Annotated in this window: 19 protein-coding genes; 7 read left to right on the top strand and 12 right to left on the bottom strand. The window is 73.3% G+C overall.

All coding sequences use genetic code 11. From position 1 onward, the window contains the following. Positions 1–124: 124 nt before the first annotated feature. The gene (gene pdxR / locus BM051_RS05985; RefSeq protein ID WP_092528962.1) at positions 125–1,516 is read right to left on the bottom strand and encodes a MocR-like pyridoxine biosynthesis transcription factor PdxR; all 1,392 of its coding nucleotides are present in this window, start codon (positions 1,514–1,516) and stop codon (positions 125–127) included. 47 nt (positions 1,517–1,563) lie between these two features. On the opposite strand from pdxR, the gene BM051_RS05980 reads away from it, so the two are divergent. The 3 genes from BM051_RS05980 (at position 1,564) to BM051_RS05970 (ending at position 3,370) form a co-directional block, all read left to right on the top strand. Next, entirely contained in the window at positions 1,564–2,028 is a 465-nt protein-coding gene (locus tag BM051_RS05980) for a carboxymuconolactone decarboxylase family protein (RefSeq protein ID WP_424923209.1), read from the top strand. Beyond that, positions 2,025–2,786: an isocitrate lyase/PEP mutase family protein gene (locus BM051_RS05975; protein ID WP_092528958.1), complete on the top strand. Its 762-nt coding sequence runs from the start codon at positions 2,025–2,027 to the stop codon at positions 2,784–2,786. Before BM051_RS05980 ends, BM051_RS05975 begins: the two co-directional genes overlap by 4 nt. 311 nt (positions 2,787–3,097) lie before the next feature. Then, positions 3,098–3,370, top strand: a complete 273-nt coding sequence (locus BM051_RS05970; protein ID WP_134045851.1) for a hypothetical protein — start codon at positions 3,098–3,100, stop codon at positions 3,368–3,370. A gap of 427 nt (positions 3,371–3,797) precedes the next feature. Here BM051_RS05970 and BM051_RS05960 read toward each other — a convergent pair whose 3' ends face one another. The 6 genes from BM051_RS05960 to BM051_RS30305 all read right to left on the bottom strand — a co-directional run bounded on the left by BM051_RS05960 (position 3,798) and on the right by BM051_RS30305 (position 10,831). Then, the gene (locus tag BM051_RS05960; RefSeq protein WP_092528952.1) at positions 3,798–4,781 is read right to left on the bottom strand and encodes an ABC transporter substrate-binding protein; all 984 of its coding nucleotides are present in this window, start codon (positions 4,779–4,781) and stop codon (positions 3,798–3,800) included. 44 nt (positions 4,782–4,825) lie between these two features. After that, positions 4,826–5,875, bottom strand: a complete 1,050-nt coding sequence (locus BM051_RS05955; RefSeq protein WP_092528950.1) for an ABC transporter permease — start codon at positions 5,873–5,875, stop codon at positions 4,826–4,828. Continuing rightward, on the bottom strand, positions 5,872–6,639 hold the full coding sequence (locus BM051_RS05950) for an ATP-binding cassette domain-containing protein (RefSeq protein WP_092529612.1): 768 nt from the start codon (positions 6,637–6,639) through the stop codon (positions 5,872–5,874). The genes BM051_RS05955 and BM051_RS05950 overlap by 4 nt, the downstream gene beginning before the upstream one ends. Further along, positions 6,636–7,679, bottom strand: a complete 1,044-nt coding sequence (locus BM051_RS05945) for a class I mannose-6-phosphate isomerase (RefSeq protein ID WP_092528948.1) — start codon at positions 7,677–7,679, stop codon at positions 6,636–6,638. The genes BM051_RS05950 and BM051_RS05945 overlap by 4 nt, the downstream gene beginning before the upstream one ends. A gap of 1 nt (position 7,680) precedes the next feature. Next, positions 7,681–8,667: a LacI family DNA-binding transcriptional regulator gene (locus tag BM051_RS05940; protein WP_092528946.1), complete on the bottom strand. Its 987-nt coding sequence runs from the start codon at positions 8,665–8,667 to the stop codon at positions 7,681–7,683. A gap of 787 nt (positions 8,668–9,454) precedes the next feature. Further along, entirely contained in the window at positions 9,455–10,831 is a 1,377-nt protein-coding gene (locus BM051_RS30305) for a hypothetical protein (RefSeq protein WP_218151698.1), read from the bottom strand. 179 nt (positions 10,832–11,010) lie between these two features. Here BM051_RS30305 and BM051_RS05930 point away from each other — a divergent pair, with 179 nt between their 5' ends. After that, positions 11,011–11,370, top strand: coding sequence for a DUF3817 domain-containing protein (locus BM051_RS05930; RefSeq protein WP_092528942.1), 360 nt, complete (start codon positions 11,011–11,013; stop codon positions 11,368–11,370). A 3-nt stretch (positions 11,371–11,373) separates the two neighbouring features. Here the strand turns inward: BM051_RS05930 and BM051_RS05925 are convergent, their stop codons facing one another. Then, complete coding sequence (locus BM051_RS05925; RefSeq protein ID WP_092528940.1) at positions 11,374–11,874, bottom strand: MarR family winged helix-turn-helix transcriptional regulator; 501 nt, start codon at positions 11,872–11,874, stop codon at positions 11,374–11,376. Between the two features lie 126 nt (positions 11,875–12,000). On the opposite strand from BM051_RS05925, the gene BM051_RS05920 reads away from it, so the two are divergent. Together BM051_RS05920 and BM051_RS05915 are read left to right on the top strand one after the other, a co-directional pair. Further along, on the top strand, positions 12,001–12,300 hold the full coding sequence (locus BM051_RS05920; protein ID WP_092528938.1) for a thiamine-binding protein: 300 nt from the start codon (positions 12,001–12,003) through the stop codon (positions 12,298–12,300). A gap of 124 nt (positions 12,301–12,424) precedes the next feature. Then, positions 12,425–13,348: a tetratricopeptide repeat protein gene (locus BM051_RS05915; protein ID WP_243859186.1), complete on the top strand. Its 924-nt coding sequence runs from the start codon at positions 12,425–12,427 to the stop codon at positions 13,346–13,348. A 37-nt stretch (positions 13,349–13,385) separates the two neighbouring features. Here the strand turns inward: BM051_RS05915 and BM051_RS05910 are convergent, their stop codons facing one another. Both BM051_RS05910 and BM051_RS05905 read right to left on the bottom strand, forming a co-directional pair. Then, entirely contained in the window at positions 13,386–14,825 is a 1,440-nt protein-coding gene (locus BM051_RS05910) for a neutral zinc metallopeptidase (RefSeq protein ID WP_092528934.1), read from the bottom strand. Between the two features lie 84 nt (positions 14,826–14,909). After that, on the bottom strand, positions 14,910–16,349 hold the full coding sequence (locus BM051_RS05905) for a neutral zinc metallopeptidase (RefSeq protein ID WP_092528932.1): 1,440 nt from the start codon (positions 16,347–16,349) through the stop codon (positions 14,910–14,912). On the opposite strand from BM051_RS05905, the gene glgP reads away from it, so the two are divergent. After that, the gene (glgP, locus tag BM051_RS05900) at positions 16,348–18,897 is read left to right on the top strand and encodes an alpha-glucan family phosphorylase (RefSeq protein WP_092528930.1); all 2,550 of its coding nucleotides are present in this window, start codon (positions 16,348–16,350) and stop codon (positions 18,895–18,897) included. The two genes, BM051_RS05905 and glgP, sit on opposite strands and share 2 nt — an antisense overlap. Positions 18,898–19,437: 540 nt before the next feature. On the opposite strand, the gene BM051_RS05895 is transcribed toward glgP, so the two are convergent. Both BM051_RS05895 and BM051_RS05890 read right to left on the bottom strand, forming a co-directional pair. After that, entirely contained in the window at positions 19,438–19,833 is a 396-nt protein-coding gene (locus BM051_RS05895; protein ID WP_092528928.1) for a rhodanese-like domain-containing protein, read from the bottom strand. Then, on the bottom strand, positions 19,830–20,375 hold the full coding sequence (locus BM051_RS05890) for a cysteine dioxygenase (RefSeq protein ID WP_092528926.1): 546 nt from the start codon (positions 20,373–20,375) through the stop codon (positions 19,830–19,832). The genes BM051_RS05895 and BM051_RS05890 overlap by 4 nt, the downstream gene beginning before the upstream one ends. Position 20,376 lies beyond the last annotated feature (1 nt).

The following is a 20,376-nucleotide window of genomic DNA, read 5'->3' as shown; positions in this document are numbered from 1 at the left end:
GGCCGCACTCCTCCCGCCTGCGCTCCTCCCTCGCGGGCGCTCGGTCGATGCTCGGCGGTCGTCGCGCGGCGGTTGACGTCGCCCGCGGCCAACGCACCGACGTGGGCGGCGAACACGCCGTGGGTCAGGTGAGGCCGAGGTCGGCGAGGGTGGCCAGCAGGGCCCGCACGGTGGGGGCGAAGGCGTGCTCGGCGGGGTGGGCGTAGCCGACGACGATGCCGCGGCGGTCCGGCCGCGGCCGCATCCAGTGCCGGCCGAGCACCTCCACCGCCAGCGACCGCCGGGTCGCCGCCGCCTGGACCTCCTCCTCGGTCGGACCGCCGGCGGGCAACGGGAGCACGAGGTGCAGGCCGGCGGAGATGCCGGTGGGACGCAGCGCCTCCGGCAGGGCCGCCAGCAGTCGGTCGCGGCGGGATCGGTAGGCCGCGCGGCGACGGCGCACGTGCAGGTCGTAGGCGCCGGAGTCGAGCAGCTCGGCGAGCACGAGCTGCTCCAGCGCCGGAGCGCGCCAGCCGGTGCCGGCCATGGCCGCCAGCACCGGGTCGACGAGGTCGCGCGGCAGCACCAGCCAGGACAACCGCAGCGCCGGCGCGAGCGTCTTGCTCGCCGTGCCCGCGTAGACCACCCGCTCCGGGGCGAGCGCCTGCAGCGCCCCCACCGGCTGCCGGTCGAACCGGAACTCGCCGTCGTAGTCGTCCTCCACCACGACCCCGCCGGAGCCGGTGGCCCACCGGACCAGCTCGGCCCGGCGCGCCGGCGCCAGCGTGTGACCCAGCGGGTACTGGTGCGCGGGTGTCACCACCGCCGCGGGAGCGTCCAGTTCGGACAGCTCGGCCACCAGCACACCGTCGGCGTCCACCCCGGCGCCGGTGACCCGCAGCCCGGCCGTTGCGGCGACGTCGCGGAAGATCGGAAGCGAGGGGTCCTCGAAGGCGATCTCGCCTGCGCCCCGCTCGCGCAGCACGGTGGCCAGCAACGAGACGGCGTGCGCGTGGCCGCCGCACACGACGGTCCGCTCCGGGTCGGCGAGCACGCCCCTGCTGCGGGCGAGGTAGCGGGCCAGCGCCGCGCGGAGCTCGGCGGTGCCGCGGACGTCGGGGTAGTCGAACGCGCTCGGCGGCGCCGTCTGCAGCACCCGGCGGGTCGCCGAGGCCCACAGCGCTCGCGGGAAGGACGAGAAGTCGGGCCGGCCGGGCAGCAGGGTCCAGCGTGGCGCGGGCGGGGTGCGCGCTGGGTGGGGCGGTGAACTGGGTGGCGCCCCGGTGGTGGCCACCCTCGTCACGCTGCCCTGCTGGGTGCGCAGGTAGCCCTCGGCCGCCAACTGCTCGTAGACCTTGGTGACCGTGCCCCTGGCCACGCCGAGGTCCTGGGCGAGCGCCCGAGTGGACGGCAGTGCCGTGCCGTGCGGGAGCCGGTTGGAGCGGACCGCCGCGCGCAGCGCCTCGGCGAGCCCGGGCCAGCCGGTGGACCGGTCCCAGTCCAGGTGGAGGTCGGAACTGGACCACGATTTCGCCATGACACTGGACCATACCCGTGGACCAGTCCGCGACTAGCATGATCATCATGAGCACCCGAATCCAACTCACCGCCGCGCTGCCGGACGCCTACCGAACCTTGCTCACCCTGCATCAGGGCGTCGAGAAGGCGGCCGCCGACGCCGGTCTCGACCAACGGCTGATCGAGCTGGTCAAGATCCGCGCGTCCCAGCTCAACGGGTGCGCGTACTGCGTCGACCTGCACGCCCGCGACGCCCGCCGGCTCGGCGAGACCGAGCGTCGGATCTTCCTGCTGAGCACGTGGTGGGAGACCGACCTCTACACCGAGCAGGAGCGGGCCGCACTGGCGCTGACCGAGGCGATGACCCGGCTTTCGGAGCGCCAGGACGTTCCGGACGACGTGTACGAGCGGGCCCTCGCGGTGTTCACCGAGGCGCAGTACGTGGCGGTGGCGTGGGCGGCGACCGTGATCAACGCCTTCAACCGGCTCGGTGTCACCAGCCACAAGCCGCTCCCGCGGAACCCGGCGTGAGCGCCTCGGAGAGGGCGGCCCTGCTGCGTGCGCTGCACCTGCCGGGCCGGCCGCTGGTGCTGCCGAACGCGTGGGATGCCGACTCCGCTCGACTGGTGGCCGAGGCCGGCTTCCCGGTGGTCGCGACGAGCTCGGCGGCGGTCGCGGCCGTGCTCGGCCACCCCGACGGGGAACAGGCACCGTTCGCGGAGATGTTCGACGCCGCGGCGCGGATCGCTCGGGCCGTGGACGTGCCGGTGACGGTGGACGCCGAGGCCGGCTACGGCCTTGCTCCGGCCGAGCTGGCGGACCGGCTGCTGGCGGCCGGCGCGGCCGGCTGCAACGTGGAGGACACCGACGGCACGCGGGGGGCCCGGCGCGAGCCCGAGGCGCAGGCCGAGCTGTTGGCCGGCCTGCGGGCCCATGCCGGTGACGCGCTGGTGGTCAACGCCCGGATCGACGATTTCCTCGGCGTTGCGGACGGGGACGAGCGGGCCGTGCTGCCCGCGGCGGTCGAGCGTGCGCGGCGCTACCTCGACGCCGGCGCCGACTGCGTGTATCCGATCCACGTCCGCTCCGCCGAGGTGCTGGCGGAGTTCGTCGCCGCGGTCGCGCCGGCGCCGGTGAACACCACCTATCTGCCCGGGAGTCCCGGCCTCCCCGCGCTCGCCGAACTGGGGGTGGCGCGGGTCTCGCTGGGAGCCGGGCTGTGGCGGGCCGGCCGGGCGTGGCTGACCGCCACGCTCGCCGGCATCGCCGCCGGTGAACCGCCGTACTGACTGGCCCGGAAATTCGTCCTATCATTGGTTATCTATGTGGAAAGTGTCCCTGAGGGATTGGCGATCGTCCACGAGTTCAGTAGCTGATTGGAAACAAACACAACCTGTTCTGGACCACTTCCCTTGTTGACAGGATTCCCCCGATTATTCATCCGACTGGCCTAGCGCTTCGCCTGGATTGCAGGTAACACCCTCTTGGAGCTTCCCGATTAATCTCGTAAGAGGCCGCGGAAGTCGGACTTCGGATGGGCCGCGCTGCGCCCCGCCGATTTTCCCGCCTCCTCGACTGGTCCATTACCAGGGAGTGGGAAATGACGAGAACACGACGACGACGGATGCCGCGGATGGGAGTGGCCGGCACCGCGACGGTGTCGGCGTTCGTCCTCGCGGCCGGGTTGGCCGTGGTGGCCGGCGGCACGGTGGGTGGCAACACGACGCTCGGCACGGGTGATATCTCCTGCGGCGGCAGCGCGCCGGTGACCGTGACGTCGGACGGCGCCGACGGCGTCACCGGTGGCCGCGGGACGTCGAGCGGGTGCTGGACCGGTCGGGCAGCATGCGGGGCCAGCCGTTCGCCAACCTGAAGGGACGGGAGCGACCTGCGGGGCATCGGGGCCGAACGGCACGGCGAGGGACACCTACGGTTACGACAAGGCCGGAAACATGACGTCCCGCGACGTCGCCGGCTCACCACGGCAGCTGGAGTGGGACGCGGCGGGCCGTACCGCGAAGGTCAGGGAGCACGACGGTAGCGAGTCCCGGTACCGCCACGACGCCGACGGCGAGCGGCTGATCAAGCGCGAGTCCGGCACCACCACGCCGTACCTGGACGGTATGGAGTTGGTGTTGCAGAACACCACCAAGGAGGTGACCGCCGAGCGGTACTACTCCCACGGTGGGCGGAACATCGCCGTGCGGACGTCCGGTGAGGACGGTGGCCGGACTCGTTGTGACGACGAGTCCGGCCCGGCTCTCCGTGTATGCGCGGGGCGGCCGGGCCGCCCGCGCTGCTCAGCACTGTTGCTTGTAGAAGTACTGCTCGTTGGCGTCCATGTTGTCCTGGGTGATGGCGTGCAGGTCGGCGGTGATGTGGCGTTGCACGGGCTTGCCCTCGACGGCCGCGACCGCCTGCTCGACGCCCTGCCGGCCGATGGCGGCTGGGTCCTGGGCGATCAGCGCCTGGAACTCACCGCGCCGCAGGCCCTCCACCTCGGACGGGCTCGCGTCGAAGCCGACCAGGTTGACCTCGCCCACCTTGCCCACGTTGCGCAGCCCGGTGGCGGCGCCCTCGCCGGTGTTCAGGTTGGTGGCGAAGATGCCCACCAGGTCCGGATGCGCGGAAACCGCCGCGGTCACCTTCGACGCCGCCTCCGCCGGCTCGTTCTGGGTGAACTGCACGCCGATCGACGTCAGGTTCGGGTGGTTGCGCAACTCCTCCTCGAAGCCCGCCGCCCGCTCGTTCGTCGTCGACGTGCCGGCGATCGTGTCCAGCACCAGCACCGATCCCTGCCGGTCGCCGACCAGCTCGGCCAGCGTCTGCGCCGCCAGCCGGCCGCCCTCGGTGTTGTTCGACGTCACCGTCGACACCGCCACCGACTCGTCGGCCAGCGACGTGTCCACCTCGACGATCGTGCTGCCCCTGCTCTTCACCTGCTCGATCGGCGCCTTCATCGCGTTCTCGTCGGTCGGCGCGATGATCAGCGCCGCCGGCGGGTCGTTCACCAGCGCGTTGACCTTCTCGGTCTGCAACGTGGCGTCGAACTTCGCCGGCGCCTGCGCGGTGAGCTCGTACCCGGCCTGCCGCGCCGCGTCCTTCGCCCCGCACTCCAGTGAGATGTAGAACGGCTCGTTCTGCGTGCCGTTGATCAACATCAGGTTCTTGTTCCCGGACAGATCGGCCGGCTCCCCGCCGGTGTCACCCACCTGCCCGCCGCACGCCGCCAGCAGCGCGGCGCCGGCCAGCGCCGAGCCCGCGATCACCCATGCTCGTCTCATCGTTCACTCTCCTCGTCGACGTCGTTGTCGAGCCGCTCCGGGAGCTAGCGGCTGTTGCGCGCCCGCCGGCGCTGCTGGTCGAACCACACCGCGGCGATCAGCACCGCGCCCAGCGCGATCTGCTGCCAGAAGTCCTGGATCCCGACGATGTTGAAGCCCTTCGTCAGCACCGCGGGAATGAAGACACCGATCACCGTGCCGATCATCGAGCCCACCCCGCCGAAGAGGCTGGTGCCGCCGAGCACCACCGCCGAGATCGCGTCCAGGTTGTCCATCGTGTGCGCCGCGATGGTCGTCGAGTTGTAGTACGCCAGCGACATGAACCCGGCGATCCCCGCGAGGAACCCGGTCAGCAGGTACACCAGCAGCAGGTGCCGGGTCACCGCGATGCCCGAGCGCCGGGCCGCCTCGCGGTTCGACCCGATCGCGTAGGTGTACCGGCCGAATCGCGTCGTGTGCAGCAGCCACCCGCCGATCGCGGTGATCACCACGGCGACCAGGACGATGTTCGGCACGACCCCCAGTGACGTGCCGTAGCCCAGCGTCCGGTTCAGCGCCGTGGGCACGGTGTTGATGTCCGACCCGTTGTTGAGCAGGTTCGCCGCCCCCAGCGCCGCGCCCATCGTGCCCAGCGTGACGATCAGTGGCGGGATCCGCGCCAGCGCGATCAACATGCCGTTGACCAGTCCCCACACCCCGCCGGCGAGGACCCCGGCCACCATCCCCACGGTGATCACGCCCCAGCCCGCGGCCGACGCGTTCCCGCCGGGGCTCAGCCCCTCCATCGTCTTGGCCGCCACCATCCCGGAGAAGATCAGCACCGAGCCCACCGACAGGTCGATGCCCGAGGTGATGATCACGAACGTCATGCCCACCGCGAGCACCAGCAGCACCGACGTCTCGATCAGCAGCAGCTGGGCGTTCTGGAAGGTGGGGAACGTCTCCGGCCGCAGCAGGCTGAACACGACCAGCAGCGCGACCAGCACCAGGAAGATCCAGAACGTGTTGCTCGACACCAGCCGGGCGCGCAGCGGGCGCGCCGACCCGATGCCGGGCAGACCGTCCACCGCCGGCGTCTCCCTGGTGGTCGTCACGTCGGTTCCTCCTGCGTCAGCGCCCCGGTCATCGCGGCGACGAGGTCCTCCAGCCGGGTGCCGGCGGCGGTGAACCGGGCCACCCGGCTGCCCAGCCGCAGCACCTCGACGCGGTCGGCCACCGACAGCACCTCCGGCATGTTGTGGCTGATCAGCACCACCGCGATGCCCTCGTCGCGGACCCGCCGGACGACGTCGAGCACCCGCTCGCGCTGCACCACGCCCAGCGCCGCGGTGGGCTCGTCCATGAACACCACCCTGCTGGCCCACACCACCGACCTGGCCACCGCCACGCTCTGCCGCTGCCCACCGGACAGCGCGCCGATCGGCACGTCCGTGCTCTGCAGCGTCACCCCGAGCCGGCGGAACTCCTCCACCGCCCGCCGGCGCATCTCGGCCTTGTCCAGCATCCCGAGCCGGCCGAGCACGCCGCGGCGGACGATCTCCCGGCCGAGGTAGAGGTTCGCGGCCGGGTCGAGGTCCGGCGCCACGGCCAGGTCCTGGTACACCGTCTCGATCCCGAGTCGGCGCGCGGTGGTCGGCGAGTCCAGCTCGACCTCGGTGCCCTCCAGCCGGATCCGCCCGGCGTCGGGCCGCTCCGCGCCGGAGAGGCACTTGACCAGAGTGGACTTGCCGGCGCCGTTGTCACCGATCAGCGCGGTCACCTCGCCGGCCCGCGCCTGGAACGAGGCGCCGCGCAGCGCCTCCACCGAGCCGTAGTGCTTCACCAGGCCCTCGGCCTCGAGCAGGACGTCGCCGGTCATCGACCACCCCTCCGCCCGGGTGCCGGCGGCCGGCACCGGACCGCGGTCAGCGCACCGGCGAGCTCCAGCTCGCCGGCGGCGTGGGGAACCACCACCGTGTCGCCCCTGGCCAGGTCGAGCCCGCCGTCGCGCTCGGTGCGCAGCGTGCCGGCCCCGTCGAGCACCACCAGCACGATGAACGAAGGGTCAAGCACCAGCACCGGGTCGGGCCGGAGCTGGTCGGCCCGGAAGTAGGGCGCCGAGCCCGCGGCCAGCAGGTCCACGGTGGAGCCTTCGGCGCCCGCGGTGTGCCGGACCAGGGTGGCCAGCCGCTCGGCGTCCCACCCCGAGGTGTCCAGCGCCTCGATCGCCGTGTCGAAGCCGAGGCCGAGGTGGCCCCGGTCGGGGTCGTCGAGGAAGTCCCGCCACTCCAGCGTCAGCGAGAAGTCGGTGGGCTGCTGCAGCTCCACCACGAACACTCCGGCACCGATCGCGTGCGGCAGCCCGGCCGGGATGTACACCGTGTCCCCCGGCCGGACGGTGAAGGTGTTCAACGCGTCGAGCATCGCCGGCGCGTCCTGCTCGCGCACCCACTCGTGGACGGTCTCCGGGCGCTGCGGCTCGCGGAAGCCGGCGTGCACCCGCGGGTCGTCGCCATGGGTGCCGACCACGATCCAGGCCTCGGTCTTGCCGAAGTGCGAGTCGAAGTGCCGGCGGGCGAAGGTGTCCGGCGGGTGGAAGTGCACCGGCAGCCGCTGCCCGGCGTCGAGCAGCTTCACCAGCAGCGCGGTGGAGTCGGCGAAGGTCGCCACGTGCTCGGCGCCCAGCCAGCCCTCCGGGTCGGCGCGCACCGCGTCGCGCAGCCAGCGCCCGTCGGGCAGCCGGGTCAGGCCGTGGGTGTCCTGGCCGAACATCGTGGTGGTCGAGGCGACCCAGTCCTCGGGGCCGAACTCGCGGGCGGTCGCGTCGACCCCGCGCAGCGCGGCGATGGCCGCGCCACCGCGGTAGAACTGCGGCGGCTGGTTCGCCGGCAGCCGGATCGGCGCGAGCGGCCTGGTCACGCTAGTCACGCGGCGGCACCTCACCGGAACCTCGGGGGACGAGACGCACGGGAAGGACCACCTTTCTCGGAGTTGACTGGTCGCCCTGCACGCGAGCGAAGAGCAGCTCGGCGGCCGCCTCGCCGAGCGCGCTGACGTCGTGCGCGATGACGCTGACCGGGGGGTCGAGCAGGTCGGCCAGCTCGAAGTCGTCGAACCCGACCAGCGCGGGGCGGGGCGACTCGGCGGTGGCCAGCGCGCGCAGCAGGTGCACGGTGACCCGGTTGTTGCCGGCGACCACCGCCGTGGCGCCGTGGCGCAGCACGATGTGCGCGGCGGCGGCGACGTCGCGCTCGGTCGGGGTGCCCATGATCACCAGGCGCTCGTCGAAGGGGATGCCGGCACGGGCGCAGCCCTCCCGGAAACCGCGCAGCCGCTCGGCGGCGGTGAAGATGTCCGGGCTGTCGGCGAGGAAGGCGATCCGCCGGTGGCCGAAGGAGGCCAGGTGGGTGACCGCGGCGACGGTGCCGCCGATGTTGTCCACCAGGACGGTGTCGGCGACGATGTCGCCGGCGGGGCGGTCGATGAACACCATTGGGGTACCCGCGCGCATCTCGGGCACCAGGTAGCCGTGCCGCATCCCGGCGGGGACGATGAGGATGCCGTCCACCCGGCGCGCGCAGAACTCCAGGGCCAGCTCGCGCTCGCGGTCACGGTTCTCGTCGGACGAGCCGGTGAGCACCTGCCGGCCGAACGCGGCGGCGACGCGCTCCACCGCGCGGTTGAGCTCGGAGTAGAACGGGTTGCCGACGTCCTCGACGATCAGCCCGACGGTGCCCGTGCTGGACCCGCGGCGCAGATTGCGGGCACCCACGTTCCGACGGAAGCCGAGCTGCTCGATCGCGGCGATCACCCGCTCCGCCGTCTCCGGATGCACGGCCGGCTCGTCGTTGACCACCCGGGAGACCGTCTTGATGCTCACCCCGGCCAGCTTGGCGACGTCGCTCATCGTGGCCCGGCGGGTGCCGCCGCGGCCGCCCGAGCTTCCCTGACCTCCCGGCCTGTCCTGGGCGCCCGGCCATCCCGGCGCCCCTGGGGCACCGGGATGGCCGGAGCCCCGGGTGCCGCGGCTCGGGTTGGCCGACCCGGTCGGGTCGGGGGAGTCGCTCGACCCCTCGGCACCGGAGGGCGACAACGTTGTCATAGTGGCGGACATTGCACACGAGCGTGCTGGGGGTGTCAACGTCGGGGCTGCTCGGAAGCCGGACGTTTTGCCCTTTCGTTATCGCCACCGCGGCGCCGCTGCGGATGGTGACGGAGGGGGCGTGAGATGTGACGAGGTTGCCGGGAGGAGTTGCCGGGAGCGGGCGAGCGGGACGGGCTCGGGCCCGGTCGTCGTCGCACCCGCGCGGGGCCGGTCGGCAGGGCCGAGTAATGCCGGGGCGGGGTCGGGGGAGGGCGCGGTTGGCGCCGCGGTGAGCGCGGTGGCGACGGTGGGTTGGCGGGGCGCGACGCGGGGGTGCTCCGGCTACCGCGCGGCTCGCTGGCACGGGGCGCGACTTGGGCGAGGGGTGGATGGTGCCAGTCTGATCGCCCGGTGCGGAAAGGCGCGGTGGCGTCCGTTGCCGCGCGAGGCGGAGCGAGCCGGCCACGGGCGACGAGACCGTGTCCGCTGCCGGTCTACTGGCGCCCGACTGACGCGGTTCCCCGTCACCGGGCGGTCGGCTGCTCGGATGGGGGATGGGCGCGGAATCGGGGGGCGTTCACCGCGGGGGGTGCCGGTGGGGACCGGGGGTTCAGCGACCCGCGACCGGGCGGCGCCGGCGGGTGAGGGACACCAGGACGGCACCGCTACCCATCAGGCCGAATCCGACCAGTAGGAGCACCTCGGCTTCTGCCCCGGTCCGGGCGAGACCGGTCGCCGGTGCCCGGCCGACGCCCGCGGTGACCCGGGGAAGCACCAGCGGTGCCCTGATGCCGCCGCTGGACGAGACGGGAAGGTCTCGTGCGCCAGGGCTCGCGGGAGCAGTGGGGGTGCCGGGAGTCCCGGGGTTGTCCGGGGCGTCCGGCGTCCCCGGGTTGTCGGGGGTGTTGGGTGCGTCGGGGTTGTCCGGACTCCCGGGGTTGTCCGGGTTGTCGGGAGTCCCCGGGGCGTCCGGGGTGTTGGGAGTCCCCGGGTTGTCGGGCGCTCCGGGGTTGTCGGGATTGTCAGGAGTGTCTGGGCTTCCCGGGTTGTCGGGAGTCCCCGGGTTGTTCGGCTTATCCGGGCTCCCGGGATTGTCGGGGTTGTCCGGGCTCCCGGGGTTGTCCGGCGTCCCGGGGTTGTCGGGGTTGTTGGGAGTCCCCGGGTTGTCGGGGTTGTCCGGCGTCCCGGGGTTGTTGGGGTTGTCCGGCGTCCCGGGGTTGTCGGGGTTGTCCGGCGTCCCGGGGTTGTTGGGGTTGTCCGGCGTCCCGGGGTTGTTGGGGTTGTCCGGCGTCCCGGGGTTGTTGGGGTTGTCCGGCGTCCCGGGGTTGTCGGGGTTGTCCGGCGTCCCGGGGTTGTTGGGGTTGTCCGGCGTCCCGGGGTTGTCGGGGTTGTTGGGAGTCCCCGGGTTGTCGGGGTTGTCCGGGCTCCCGGGGTTGTCGGGGGCGTCCGGCGTACCGGGGTTGTCCGGGACGTCGGGAGTCCCGGGGTTGTCGGGCGTGTCCGGTGTGTCGGGCTTGTCCGGGCTACCCGGCTCGTCGGGACACGGCCCGTCCGGCCCGTCCGAGCCGCCGGGGCCACCCGGTGGTGGGACCGGCTCGTCGGGCCGGCACGGCTGCCCGGGGCACTCGTCATCCACACCGGGCTCATCGCCGCCGGGGTACTCCCCCGCCGGCTCCGTGGGGTTCGGGCACGCGCCGCAGGGCGGCCCGCCGACCGCGCCCTTCCCCACGCGGTCCGCCGCCCGTGCCGCGATCGACCCGGGCCCGACCGGGACGGACGCGTCGGCACCGGGCGCGGAAAGGGCCGCCAGCGAGGCCGGCGGCCCGTCCGGATGGCCGGGGGCTTCGCGCCCCAGGCTGCTCCCGTCCGTCGACCCGCCGCCCGGACCGGTCTCCGCCGCGGCCCACGTCGGCAGGAACAGGGACATCACCACCACCGCGGAGGCGGTGAGCACTCCCACCGCCGTTCGGCCATTTGTCGTAGTCATAGGCCGTCCTCCTTTCGTCCGTTCGGAGTATCGCCCAATGTGATCACCGTTACAACTGATACCCGCCGTGCTGGTGAGGGCCGTCACGCTCCACACTGGAATCGCGACGTCCGACAGCGCCGTTGACGTCAACGGGCACCGTTGTCGGACGTTTCGTGTGTGAGGCGCGAGGAGGAAGCGTGGCGAACAAGGCCGCCGTCGTGTTCCGGGTGGTTGCCGTGGCCGAGGCGTTTTCCTGGGCCGGGCTGCTGGTCGGGATGTTCTTCAAGTACGTCGTGGATCTCGGCGAGGGCGGCGTGCCGGTGCTGGGCATGGTGCACGGGATCATCTTCGTGCTCTACGTCGCCGTGACGCTCGCGGTGTTCCGGCCGCTCGCGTGGCGACCGAAGACGCTCGTGCTGGCACTGCTGGCGAGCGTGCCACCGCTGTTCACCTGGATCTTCGAGAAGTGGGCGCTGCGCTCCGGCAAGCTGGACGGCCCGCGGCGGCGGGCGCAGGGCGGCGTCAACCTCTTCGTCCGGGAGCCGGCGCGCGCCTGAGCGCTACTCGCGGAAGTCGCCGGCCGCCCTGCGGACCCGGGTGAGCAGCTCGGTGAGCTGGGCCGTCTGCCGGGGCGTGAGCCCGCGCAGGCCGAAGTCGATGTCGACGACCGCCTTGGTCGCGGCCTCCCGCCTGGCCCTGCCGTCGGCGGTGATCTCGACCAGCGTGGTACGCCGGTCGGTGGGATGCGGCAGCCGCTTGACCAGCCCGTCCTTCTCCAGCCGGTCCACGATGTTGGTCACGCTGGTCGGGTGCAGCTGCAGCCGCTCGCCCATCACCCGCATCGGCAGGCTCGCGCTGCGCGCGAACGTCAGTAGCACCAGCGCCTCGTAGCGAGCGAAGGTGAGCCCGTGCGGCTTCAGCGCGTTGTCCACTGCGGACTGGATGATCTGCTGGACCCGCATCACGCTGGTGACGGCCGCCATCGTGCCCGAGGGGCCGATGCGCTCCTCCCACAGCTGCGCCGCGCGGGCGATCGGGTCGAACGGCAGCGGACGGTTCATGCTCACCGAAGCTACCAGCGGGTACCCGCAGGCAGGGCACGGGTGGCGCCGATCGGCCGCCCCCGAACCACGCGCTCCACCCCTAGGGTGGGCGGCACACGCCAGCCCGGAGCGAGGGAGCGGCCCATGATCGTGGCATTCAGTGTCAGCCCGTCGGCGACCAGCGCGGACGGTGGGGTGAGCGAGGCGGTGGCCCGCGCGGTGAAGGTCGTGCGCGAGTCCGGCCTGCCGAACTCGACGAACGCCATGTTCACCAACGTCGAGGGGTCCTGGGACGAGGTGATGGACGTCGTCAGGCGCGCCGTCGAGGCCGCGGGGGACGGCGCGGCCAGGGTGTCGCTGGTGCTCAAGGCGGACATCCGCCCCGGCTACGACACCGGGCAGCTCGACGCGAAGGTCGAGCGGCTCGAGCGGCACCTGGGCTGACCGGCCGCGGGTGACCTTCACCGCGTTGCCCGACGTGCGGCCACCTGCGGTGAAGCATCGGCGAGACCGTGCCAGGATGGGAAGCGTGACACAGCCACGCGGATCAGCAGCCAACACAGCGGCCATGTCCGCCGCGCTCTCCGGCGCGGTCGACCTGTCCGCGCTCAAGGCCAGGGCCGAGGCGGCGCGACAGCAGCAGGGCGGCAGCGGCGGCCAGGCGGCCGGCGGCGCGCCGAAGGGCGACGCGGTGATCGACGTCACCGAGGCCACGTTCCAGGCCGAGGTCGTCGAGCGCTCGTTGCAGACGCTCGTCGTCGTCGACCTCTGGGCCGAGTGGTGCGGCCCGTGCAAGCAGCTCAGCCCGGTGCTGGAGCGCCTCGCCGCGGAGGCGAACGGCGCCTGGGTCCTCGCCAAGATCGACGTCGACGCCAACCCGCGCGTCTCGCAGCTGTTCGGGGTGCAGTCCATCCCGACCGTGGTCGCCATCGCCGGTGGCCAGCCGGTGGACGCCTTCTCCGGGGCGCTGCCGGAGCCGCAGATCCGGCAGTGGTTGACCTCGCTGCTCGACGCGCTGCGCGACCGGCTGCCGGGCATCCGGGCTGCGGAGCAGGCCGACGGGGAGGAGGCCGGGCCGGCGGAGGACCCCCGGTTCACCGAGGCCGAGGCCGCGTTCGACCGGGGTGACTTCGCCGCCGCCGAGGCCGCCTACCAGCGCATCCTGGACGCCGAGCCGGGCAACGAGCAGGCGAGGGCGGCACTGGCGCAGGTGCGGTTCGCCGCGCGGGCCAGCCGGATCGACCCCGACGCGATCGCGAGGGCCGAGGCCGACCCGAGTGACCTGGACGCCCAGTTCGCCGCCGCCGACCACGAGGTGGCCCAGCGCCGCGTCGAGGACGGCTTCGCCCGGCTGATCGCGGCGGTGCGGCGCACCTCCGGCGAGGACCGCAACCGGGCGCGCGAGCACCTGATCGGGCTGTTCGACCTGTTCGACCCCGCCGACGAGCGGGTGGCCAAGGCTCGCCGCGACCTCGCCTCCGCCCTGTACTAGCGCTCCCGGTGGGGCGGGCCCTCCCGCCCCACCGGGGTCAGCCGTAGTCGGCGCTGCAGGGCGACGATCCCTCGAGGTAGCCGGTGCGCAGCGCGGCCACCCTGGCGAAGCCGTTGGCCACGCGGTTGCCGTTGACGTCGGCGGCGATGAGGCTGCGCGGCTGCAGCAGCTCGGCGATCGCCTCGTCCAGGTCGCCGGGCGAGAGCCGCAGCGTGTTGCCCTCCCGGTTGGTCGCGCCGGCCCACGCGCCGACCAGGCACGCCGTGCGCAGCCCGGCGTTGGCGTTGTCCAGCGAGGCGCCGACCCCCTTCTGGATGCCCTGCGCGTACCGGGAGGCGATCTCGGCGAACGCCGCGAAGTCGCCGATCCCGGTGGTCGGCTGGCCCTCGAACTCCGCCTCCCGGTCCACCGGCTGACCCAGTTGCGCCAGCGCGGCGAGGTCGATGGTCACGGTGTTGGTGTCCGGGCAGTACGACGCCGGCGGTGTGCTCGGGCCGTTCGGGCAGGCGCCCGCGCCGGCGACGATCTCCGGAGGCTGCGCCCCCGACCGGGCGAAGGCCTGGTCCAGGCTCCGCTTCAGGTGCCCGATCACGGTCTGGTCGATCCGGGTGTCGCCCCTGCCCTTGTCCTCGGGGTGGAACGGCTGCTCGGTGATCCGAGCGTCCACGTCGGCCTGGTCGATCGCCGCGCAGTCCTTCGGCCCCTTCTCGAAGCCGAGCTGGAACGCGTAGGTTCGGTCGAACGCGGTGCCGTGCGCGCCGCGGTCCCGGGCCGACTGGCCGGCCTGGTCGCGGATGAAGAACAGCGACGCGAGCACCTGGTTGAGGCCCTCGGACGTGGACACCGCGAAGTGGGGGCTCCTGCCCTCGGCCATCCAGCGGAAGTAGGCGCCGGTGAAGCAGTCCGCCTGCTGCTCCTTCACGATCGTCTTGGTCGACCGGTCGATGCCCGCCTTCTCACCGAGCCGGTACTGGATGGCGTGGCCGAACTCGTGCCCGAGCACGGTGACGATCGCCATCGGGCCGAACCGCTCGTGCAGCAGCGGCAGCAGCATCCCGCGGTCCCATGCCACGAGGTCCTCGGGCGGGCAGTAGAACGCGTTCATCGCGGCGTCCTTCGTGGACGTCCCGCACACCTCGACGTCGTCGGAGCGCGGGTCGTAGGACAGCAGCGTCTCCACCGGCTCGAACGGCTGCTGGAAGTCGGCGGGGAGGTGCTCGGTCCAGTACGCGCTGACGTCCGCGATCGCCGCGACGGCGATCTGGTCCTCCGCGCCGTCGGTGGCGCCGCGCACGTCGAGGTCGGGTCGCGGCGCGTCCGGCTTGAGCCCGCTCTCGAAGTGCGTCACCGGCAACCCGGCCACGTCGCCCACGGTGCGCGGCTGGCCACCGGTGTCCCCGCCACACGCCGCGCCGCCGGCGAGCGCCACCACGGCCAGTACGCCGACCAGCGCCGAGCGCCGCCCCGCAGAGATCATGTCCCTCGCTCCCGCTTCCCCACCGTCTCGGACGAGCAGCACCCTACCCAGCGCCGGCCGGGGTCGTACGGGGTTCGGCGGTTCTCAGCCGAGACCACACGCGCCCGCCCCGCCGAGCACGCCCTCGCGGAACGTCGCGACCCGCTCGAACCCGGCGCCGATCACGCCGCCGTGGGCGTCCCGCGCCGGGTAGTCATAGCCGAGCAGCACCTGCACCGCCTCGTCCAGGTCGCCCGGTGAGACGGTGAAGTCCCGCCGCGGACGCAGCAGCGAGCCGGTGTAGGCGCCGGCGAGGCAGAGCACGGCGCGCTGGGCGTCCGGCCCGGCCACCGGCCGGCCGGTCGCGTGCAGCACGCCGAGCGCGTAGCGGCTGGCCAGCAGCACGCCGGTGCCGTAGTCGCCGACGCCCGCGTGGATGTCCGCCACCATGCCCTCCGGCCACACCCGCACGCCCTCGCCGGGGCAGAACGCCACCGCGCCCTGCGCGCCGGCCAGGCAGCCGGGCGCCGCGTCGACGGCCTCCACCGGCGGTGGTGACCAGCCGGTCCCGGCGTCGCGGAGCACCTCGGTGAAGTAGTCGCCGAGGTCCCGCGCCATCGCGGGCAGCAGCTCGGGCAGCGGCAGGTTGCCGCCGCGCTCGAGGTCGTCGGCGCTGGTGAAGGCCCGCTGGGTGAACTCGCGGTTGTCCGCGGTGATCCGCGCGCACGTCGCCGCGCCGGCGGCGTAGCCGTCCAGGAACGCCGACACGCGGTCGAACGCGCCGCCGTGCGCGCCGGCGTCCCGGTCGTCGGTGCCCACCGGGTCGCGGAACGTCACCAGCGCGCGCAGGGTCGGGTCCAGCTGTGCGGGCGAGAGCCGCAGGTGCTCCGCGCTGCCGTCGGCGACCCAGCGCAGGAACGCGCCGGCGTAGCAGTCGGCCATCGCCTCGATCACGATCGTCGGCTGCCGGGCGCCGGTGACCCCGGCGCGGTGCTGCACCGCGTGCCCCATCTCGTGCGCGAGCACCATGGTCACCGCGGGGGCGCCGTAGCGCTCGGCGAGCACCGGCAGCAGCGCGGCCCGGTCCCACACCACGACGTCCTCGGCCGGGCAGTAGTAGGCGTTGCCGGTGATCAGGGCGGCGGAGTCGGTGCACGGCGGCGCCTCCGCCCGGGGATCGGCGGTGTCCACGGAGACGAACCCGCCGGCCAGCTCCCGCCACGGCTGGCCGAACACCTCCGGGTAGTGCCGCCGCCAGAACGCCTCGACGTCGGCGACGGCCGTCGCGGCCAGCCGGTCGATGGCGCCGTCGTCGCCGCCCCGCACGAAACCGGGGTCGACCAGCGACACCGTGCTCTCCCGGATCGTGTCCGCCACGATCGAGCCGCTCGGCGCCGCCCTGCCGGCGACGGAGGCGCAGCCGGCGGCCAGCGCGGCGCACGCCAGCATCGCGGTGATCGCCGTCCCGGCCCGGTTGCCCACCCGCTCATTGTGCGCGACGCCGGCCCACGCGGAGTTGATCGGCGGGCTATGGTCGCTGTCCATGAGAGCTGTCCGCCGGTTCACCGTGCACGCGAGCCTGCCGGAGCCGCTGGCCGGGCTGGGCGCGCTGGCCACCAACCTGCGGTGGACGTGGCACCCGCCGACTCGCGACCTGTTCGCGTCGATCGACGACGTGCTGTTCCGCCGGCTCAAGGACCCGCTGCGGATGCTCACCACCGTCGCCCCCGAGCGGCTGGAGGAGCTGGCCGCCGACGCGGACTTCCTCGACCGCACCCGCGCCGCCACCGAGGACCTCCAGCGCTACCTCACCGAGCCGCGCTGGTACCAGCGCAGGGCCGCTGGCGAGGAGTACGGCCGGCTGCCGGAGGCGGTGGCGTACTTCTCGATGGAGTACGGGGTCACCGAGGCGCTGCCGAACTACTCGGGCGGGCTGGGCGTGCTCGCCGCGGACCACCTCAAGGCGGCGTCCGACCTCGGGGTGTCGATGATCGGCGTCGGGCCGCTGTACCGGGCCGGCTACTTCCGCCAGTCGCTGTCGCTGGACGGCTGGCAGGTCGAGCACTACCCGGTGATCGACCCGAGCGGGCTGCCGCTGGAGCTGCTCACCGAGCCGGACGGCGAGCCGGTGCTGGTCGGCGTCGCGATGCCCGGCGGTCGGGACCTGCGTGCGCAGATCTGGATGGCGCGGGTCGGCCGGATTCCGTTGCTGCTGCTGGACACCGATGTGGACGGCAACGACGAGGACCTGCGCCGGGTCACCGACCGGCTCTACGGCGGCGACGCCGACCACCGGATCCGGCAGGAGATCCTCGCCGGGATCGGCGGGGTGCGGGCGGTGCGCCGGTACTGCGCGCTCACCGGGCACCCGCGGCCGGAGGTGTTCCACACCAACGAGGGGCACGCCGGGTTCCTCGGCCTGGAGCGGATGCGGGAGATCCTCGCCGCGGACGGGCTGGAGTTCGACGAGGCGCTGTCCGCGGTGCGGGCGGGCACGGTGTTCACCACGCACACCCCCGTGTCGGCGGGGATCGACCGGTTCCCGGCGGACCTGGTGCACCGCTACTTCGGGGATGGCCGGCTGCTGCCCGGCGTCGACGTGCGCCGGGTGCTGGGGCTCGGGGCGGAGGACAACCCGGGCATGTTCAACATGGCGCACATGGGGCTGCGGCTGGCGCAGCGGGCCAACGGCGTGTCCAAACTGCATGGTCGGGTGTCGCGGCGGATCTTCGCGCGGCTGTGGCCGGGGTTCGACGACGACGAGGTGCCGATCTCGTCGGTGACCAACGGGGTGCACGGGCCGACGTGGGTGGCGCGGGAGATGACCGCGCTGCTCGGCGGCAACGACGAGGAGTGGGGGCACGACGGGGCGCCGAGCGCCCGGGACAGGGTGACCGACCAGCAGCTGTGGGACCTGCGCCGGGACCTGCGCAGCAAGCTGGTGGCCGAGGTGCGCCGTCGGGTGCGCGAGGCGTGGCTGCAGCGCGGGGCGTCGGCGCTGGAGCTGGGCTGGACCACGTCGGTGTTCGACCCGGACGTGCTGACCGTCGGCTTCGCCCGGCGGGTGCCGACGTACAAGCGGCTGACCCTGATGCTGCGCGACCCGGACCGGCTGCGCGCGCTGCTGCTGGACGACGACCGGCCGATCCAGGTGGTGGTGGCCGGCAAGTCGCACCCCGCCGACGAGGGCGGCAAGCAGCTGATCCAGCAGATCGTGCGGTTCGTCGACGATCCCGCCGTGCGGCACCGGATCGTGTTCCTGCCCGACTACGACATGGCGATGGCCCGCTACCTCTACCGGGGGTGCGACGTGTGGCTGAACAACCCGACGCGGCCGCTGGAGGCGTGCGGCACGTCGGGGATGAAGTCGGCGCTCAACGGCGGGCTGAACCTGTCCATTCGGGACGGTTGGTGGGACGAGTGCTACGACGGCAGCAACGGGTGGGCGATTCCGACCGCGGACGGGGTGACCGACCCGCTGCTGCGCGACGACCTGGAGGCGGCGGCGCTGTACGAGCTGCTCGGGCAGCAGGTGGCGCCGCTGTTCTACGACCGGGGGCCGGACGGCGTGCCCGAGGGATGGATGTCGATGGTGTGGCACACCCTGGAGACGCTCGGGCCGCGGGTGCAGGCGTCGCGGATGGTGCGGGAGTACGTCGAGTCGTACTACCTGCCGGCGGCGACCATGGTGGAGGCGGCGATCCGGGATGGTTACGCCGGGGCGCGGGACCTCGCCCGGTACCGGACGAGGCTGCACCCGCACTGGCGCAAGGTGCGCGTGTTCGACACCGAGCTGCTGGTCGACTCGCCCGACTCGCTGGTGGTGGGCAAGGAGGTCCAGGTGCGGGCGCGGATCGACCTCGCCGGACTCGAACCGTCCGATGTGGAGGTCCAGGCGGTGGTCGGCAGGGTGGGTGACGTAGACGAGCTGGAGGATCCGGTGACGGTGCCGATGACGCCGACCGAGATCGGGGAGTTCCGCGGCTCCGTGGTGCTGCCCCGCGCGGGCGCGCTCGGCTACACGGTGCGCGTCCTGCCCCGGCACGGCCTGCTCGCCAGCCCCGCCGAGCTGGGCAAGGTCGTGCTCCCGTAGCTGTCCTCGCTCTCGTGGTGCCCGTTGCTCCGGTGGCGCCCGTTGCTCCGGTAGCGCCCGTAGCTGCGGTGGCTCCGGTAGCGACGAGGCCTGGCGGATGAGCTCAGGAGTGCCGGGAAGGAAGCTGTGCCTCCACCGTCGGCCGCCCGGCTCCCATGCCGGCGAGGCCGTTGAGTGGAGCGGCACCACGTTCCACTGGTTGCCGACGCGAGTGGCGGCCGGCCGTCGGTCCCGCGGGCCGGCTTGAGTTGTCCGCTCGGGTGGTGGCGTCGGTCCCGCGGGCTGGCTCGAGTTGTCCGCTCGGGTGGTGGCGTCGGTCCCGCAGCTCGGCTCGAGTTGTCCACATCACCCATTGGTGATCCACAGATTCTCCCGGCACCCTTCCGCGAGCTCGAACACCGATAAAATGGACATGGGCGCGTCCCCCATGGGGCGGGTGGGCGTCGAGTGGTGTCGGGGCTGAATGGTCCACTCGGTGCGTGCTGGTGGCGGTCCGGGCGGCGGTCCGGGCGGCGGCCCGGGCGGCGGTCGCTCGTGAGATCAGGGGATCGGTGGGGTGCCGCCGGGTCGGGTGGGGAGGCCGGCGGCGCGCCAGGCGCGGAACCCGCCGATCAGGTCGGTGGCCCGCCGCAGCCCCAACTCGCGGAGGATGGCGGCCGCCAGGCTGGAGGCGTAGCCCTCGTTGCACACCACGACCACCACCCGGTCCTCCCGCACCTGGGGCAGCCGGTGTGGGCTCGACGGGTCCAGCCGCCACTCCAGGTGGATCCGCTCCACCGGCACCGCACCCGGGATCTCGCCCTCGGCGACCCGGTCGGCCACCGGCCGGATGTCCACCACCAGTGCCCCCTCGTCCCGCAGCCGCACGAGATCGGCCGGCGCCACCCGATCCAGAGTGGACCGAGTGGCGGCCAGCAGGTCGTCGACGGCGCTCACCGGGGCAGCACCACCGGCACCGGCGGCGGCTCGGCGGGCACATCCGCCAGTGACGAGTACTCCCGGGTCCGCACCAGCGGCGGCGAGTACGCGTGCACGCTCGCCGCCGGCGCCGCGAACGTGTTGCCCACCCGGTGCGCCCGCCCCGGCCCGAACCCGATCGGCCGCCCCGCGGCGTGCACGCGCTGCCGGATCGGCCCACCGGGATAGCGGTACTCCTCGGTGAGCTCACCCTGCAACACGGTGAACGCCCCGGCCGCACCGCCGTGGTCGTGTGGCGCGGTCCGCTGCCCCGGCAACCACGACAGCAGCCACACCTCCACCCCGTCGGTCAGCGCGAGCCGCGCCCACCAGCGCCGCTCGGCGTCGAACCGGAGCAGCCGGCGCAGCGGGGTGGCCAGCTCGGCGGCCGCGGTCCCGGTCAGCTCGGCCAGCTCCTTGGGCGTCCACAGTAGACGTCCTGGGTGGAGGAGTCGCTCGGGCAGCGCGCTGGCGAGTCGGGGATGGATCTCGAGCGGGGCAGGGGTGATCGACGTGGTCATG

This window comes from Amycolatopsis arida (genome assembly GCF_900115565.1).
Lineage (GTDB): Bacteria > Actinomycetota > Actinomycetes > Mycobacteriales > Pseudonocardiaceae > Yuhushiella > Yuhushiella arida.
The sequence above is the reverse complement of the archived record's forward strand: the minus strand, read 5'-3'. Positions and strand labels throughout refer to the sequence as shown.

Excerpts from the sequence above, each read along its gene's own strand:
- BM051_RS05940 (WP_092528946.1), bottom strand. The coding sequence starts at position 8,667 with ATGAGCGACGTCGCCAAGCTGGCCGGGGTGAGCATCAAGACGGTCTCC.
- BM051_RS05960 (WP_092528952.1), bottom strand. The coding sequence starts at position 4,781 with ATGAGACGAGCATGGGTGATCGCGGGCTCGGCGCTGGCCGGCGCCGCG.
- BM051_RS05915 (WP_243859186.1), top strand. The coding sequence starts at position 12,425 with ATGTCCGCCGCGCTCTCCGGCGCGGTCGACCTGTCCGCGCTCAAGGCC.
- BM051_RS05950 (WP_092529612.1), bottom strand. The coding sequence starts at position 6,639 with ATGACCGGCGACGTCCTGCTCGAGGCCGAGGGCCTGGTGAAGCACTAC.
- BM051_RS05980 (WP_424923209.1), top strand. The coding sequence starts at position 1,564 with ATGAGCACCCGAATCCAACTCACCGCCGCGCTGCCGGACGCCTACCGA.
- pdxR (WP_092528962.1), bottom strand. The coding sequence starts at position 1,516 with ATGGCGAAATCGTGGTCCAGTTCCGACCTCCACCTGGACTGGGACCGG.
- BM051_RS05920 (WP_092528938.1), top strand. The coding sequence starts at position 12,001 with ATGATCGTGGCATTCAGTGTCAGCCCGTCGGCGACCAGCGCGGACGGT.
- BM051_RS05910 (WP_092528934.1), bottom strand. The coding sequence starts at position 14,825 with ATGATCTCTGCGGGGCGGCGCTCGGCGCTGGTCGGCGTACTGGCCGTG.
- BM051_RS05925 (WP_092528940.1), bottom strand. The coding sequence starts at position 11,874 with ATGAACCGTCCGCTGCCGTTCGACCCGATCGCCCGCGCGGCGCAGCTG.
- glgP (WP_092528930.1), top strand. The coding sequence starts at position 16,348 with ATGAGAGCTGTCCGCCGGTTCACCGTGCACGCGAGCCTGCCGGAGCCG.
- BM051_RS05970 (WP_134045851.1), top strand. The coding sequence starts at position 3,098 with ATGACGAGAACACGACGACGACGGATGCCGCGGATGGGAGTGGCCGGC.
- BM051_RS05905 (WP_092528932.1), bottom strand. The coding sequence starts at position 16,349 with ATGGACAGCGACCATAGCCCGCCGATCAACTCCGCGTGGGCCGGCGTC.
- BM051_RS05890 (WP_092528926.1), bottom strand. The coding sequence starts at position 20,375 with ATGACCACGTCGATCACCCCTGCCCCGCTCGAGATCCATCCCCGACTC.
- BM051_RS30305 (WP_218151698.1), bottom strand. The coding sequence starts at position 10,831 with ATGACTACGACAAATGGCCGAACGGCGGTGGGAGTGCTCACCGCCTCC.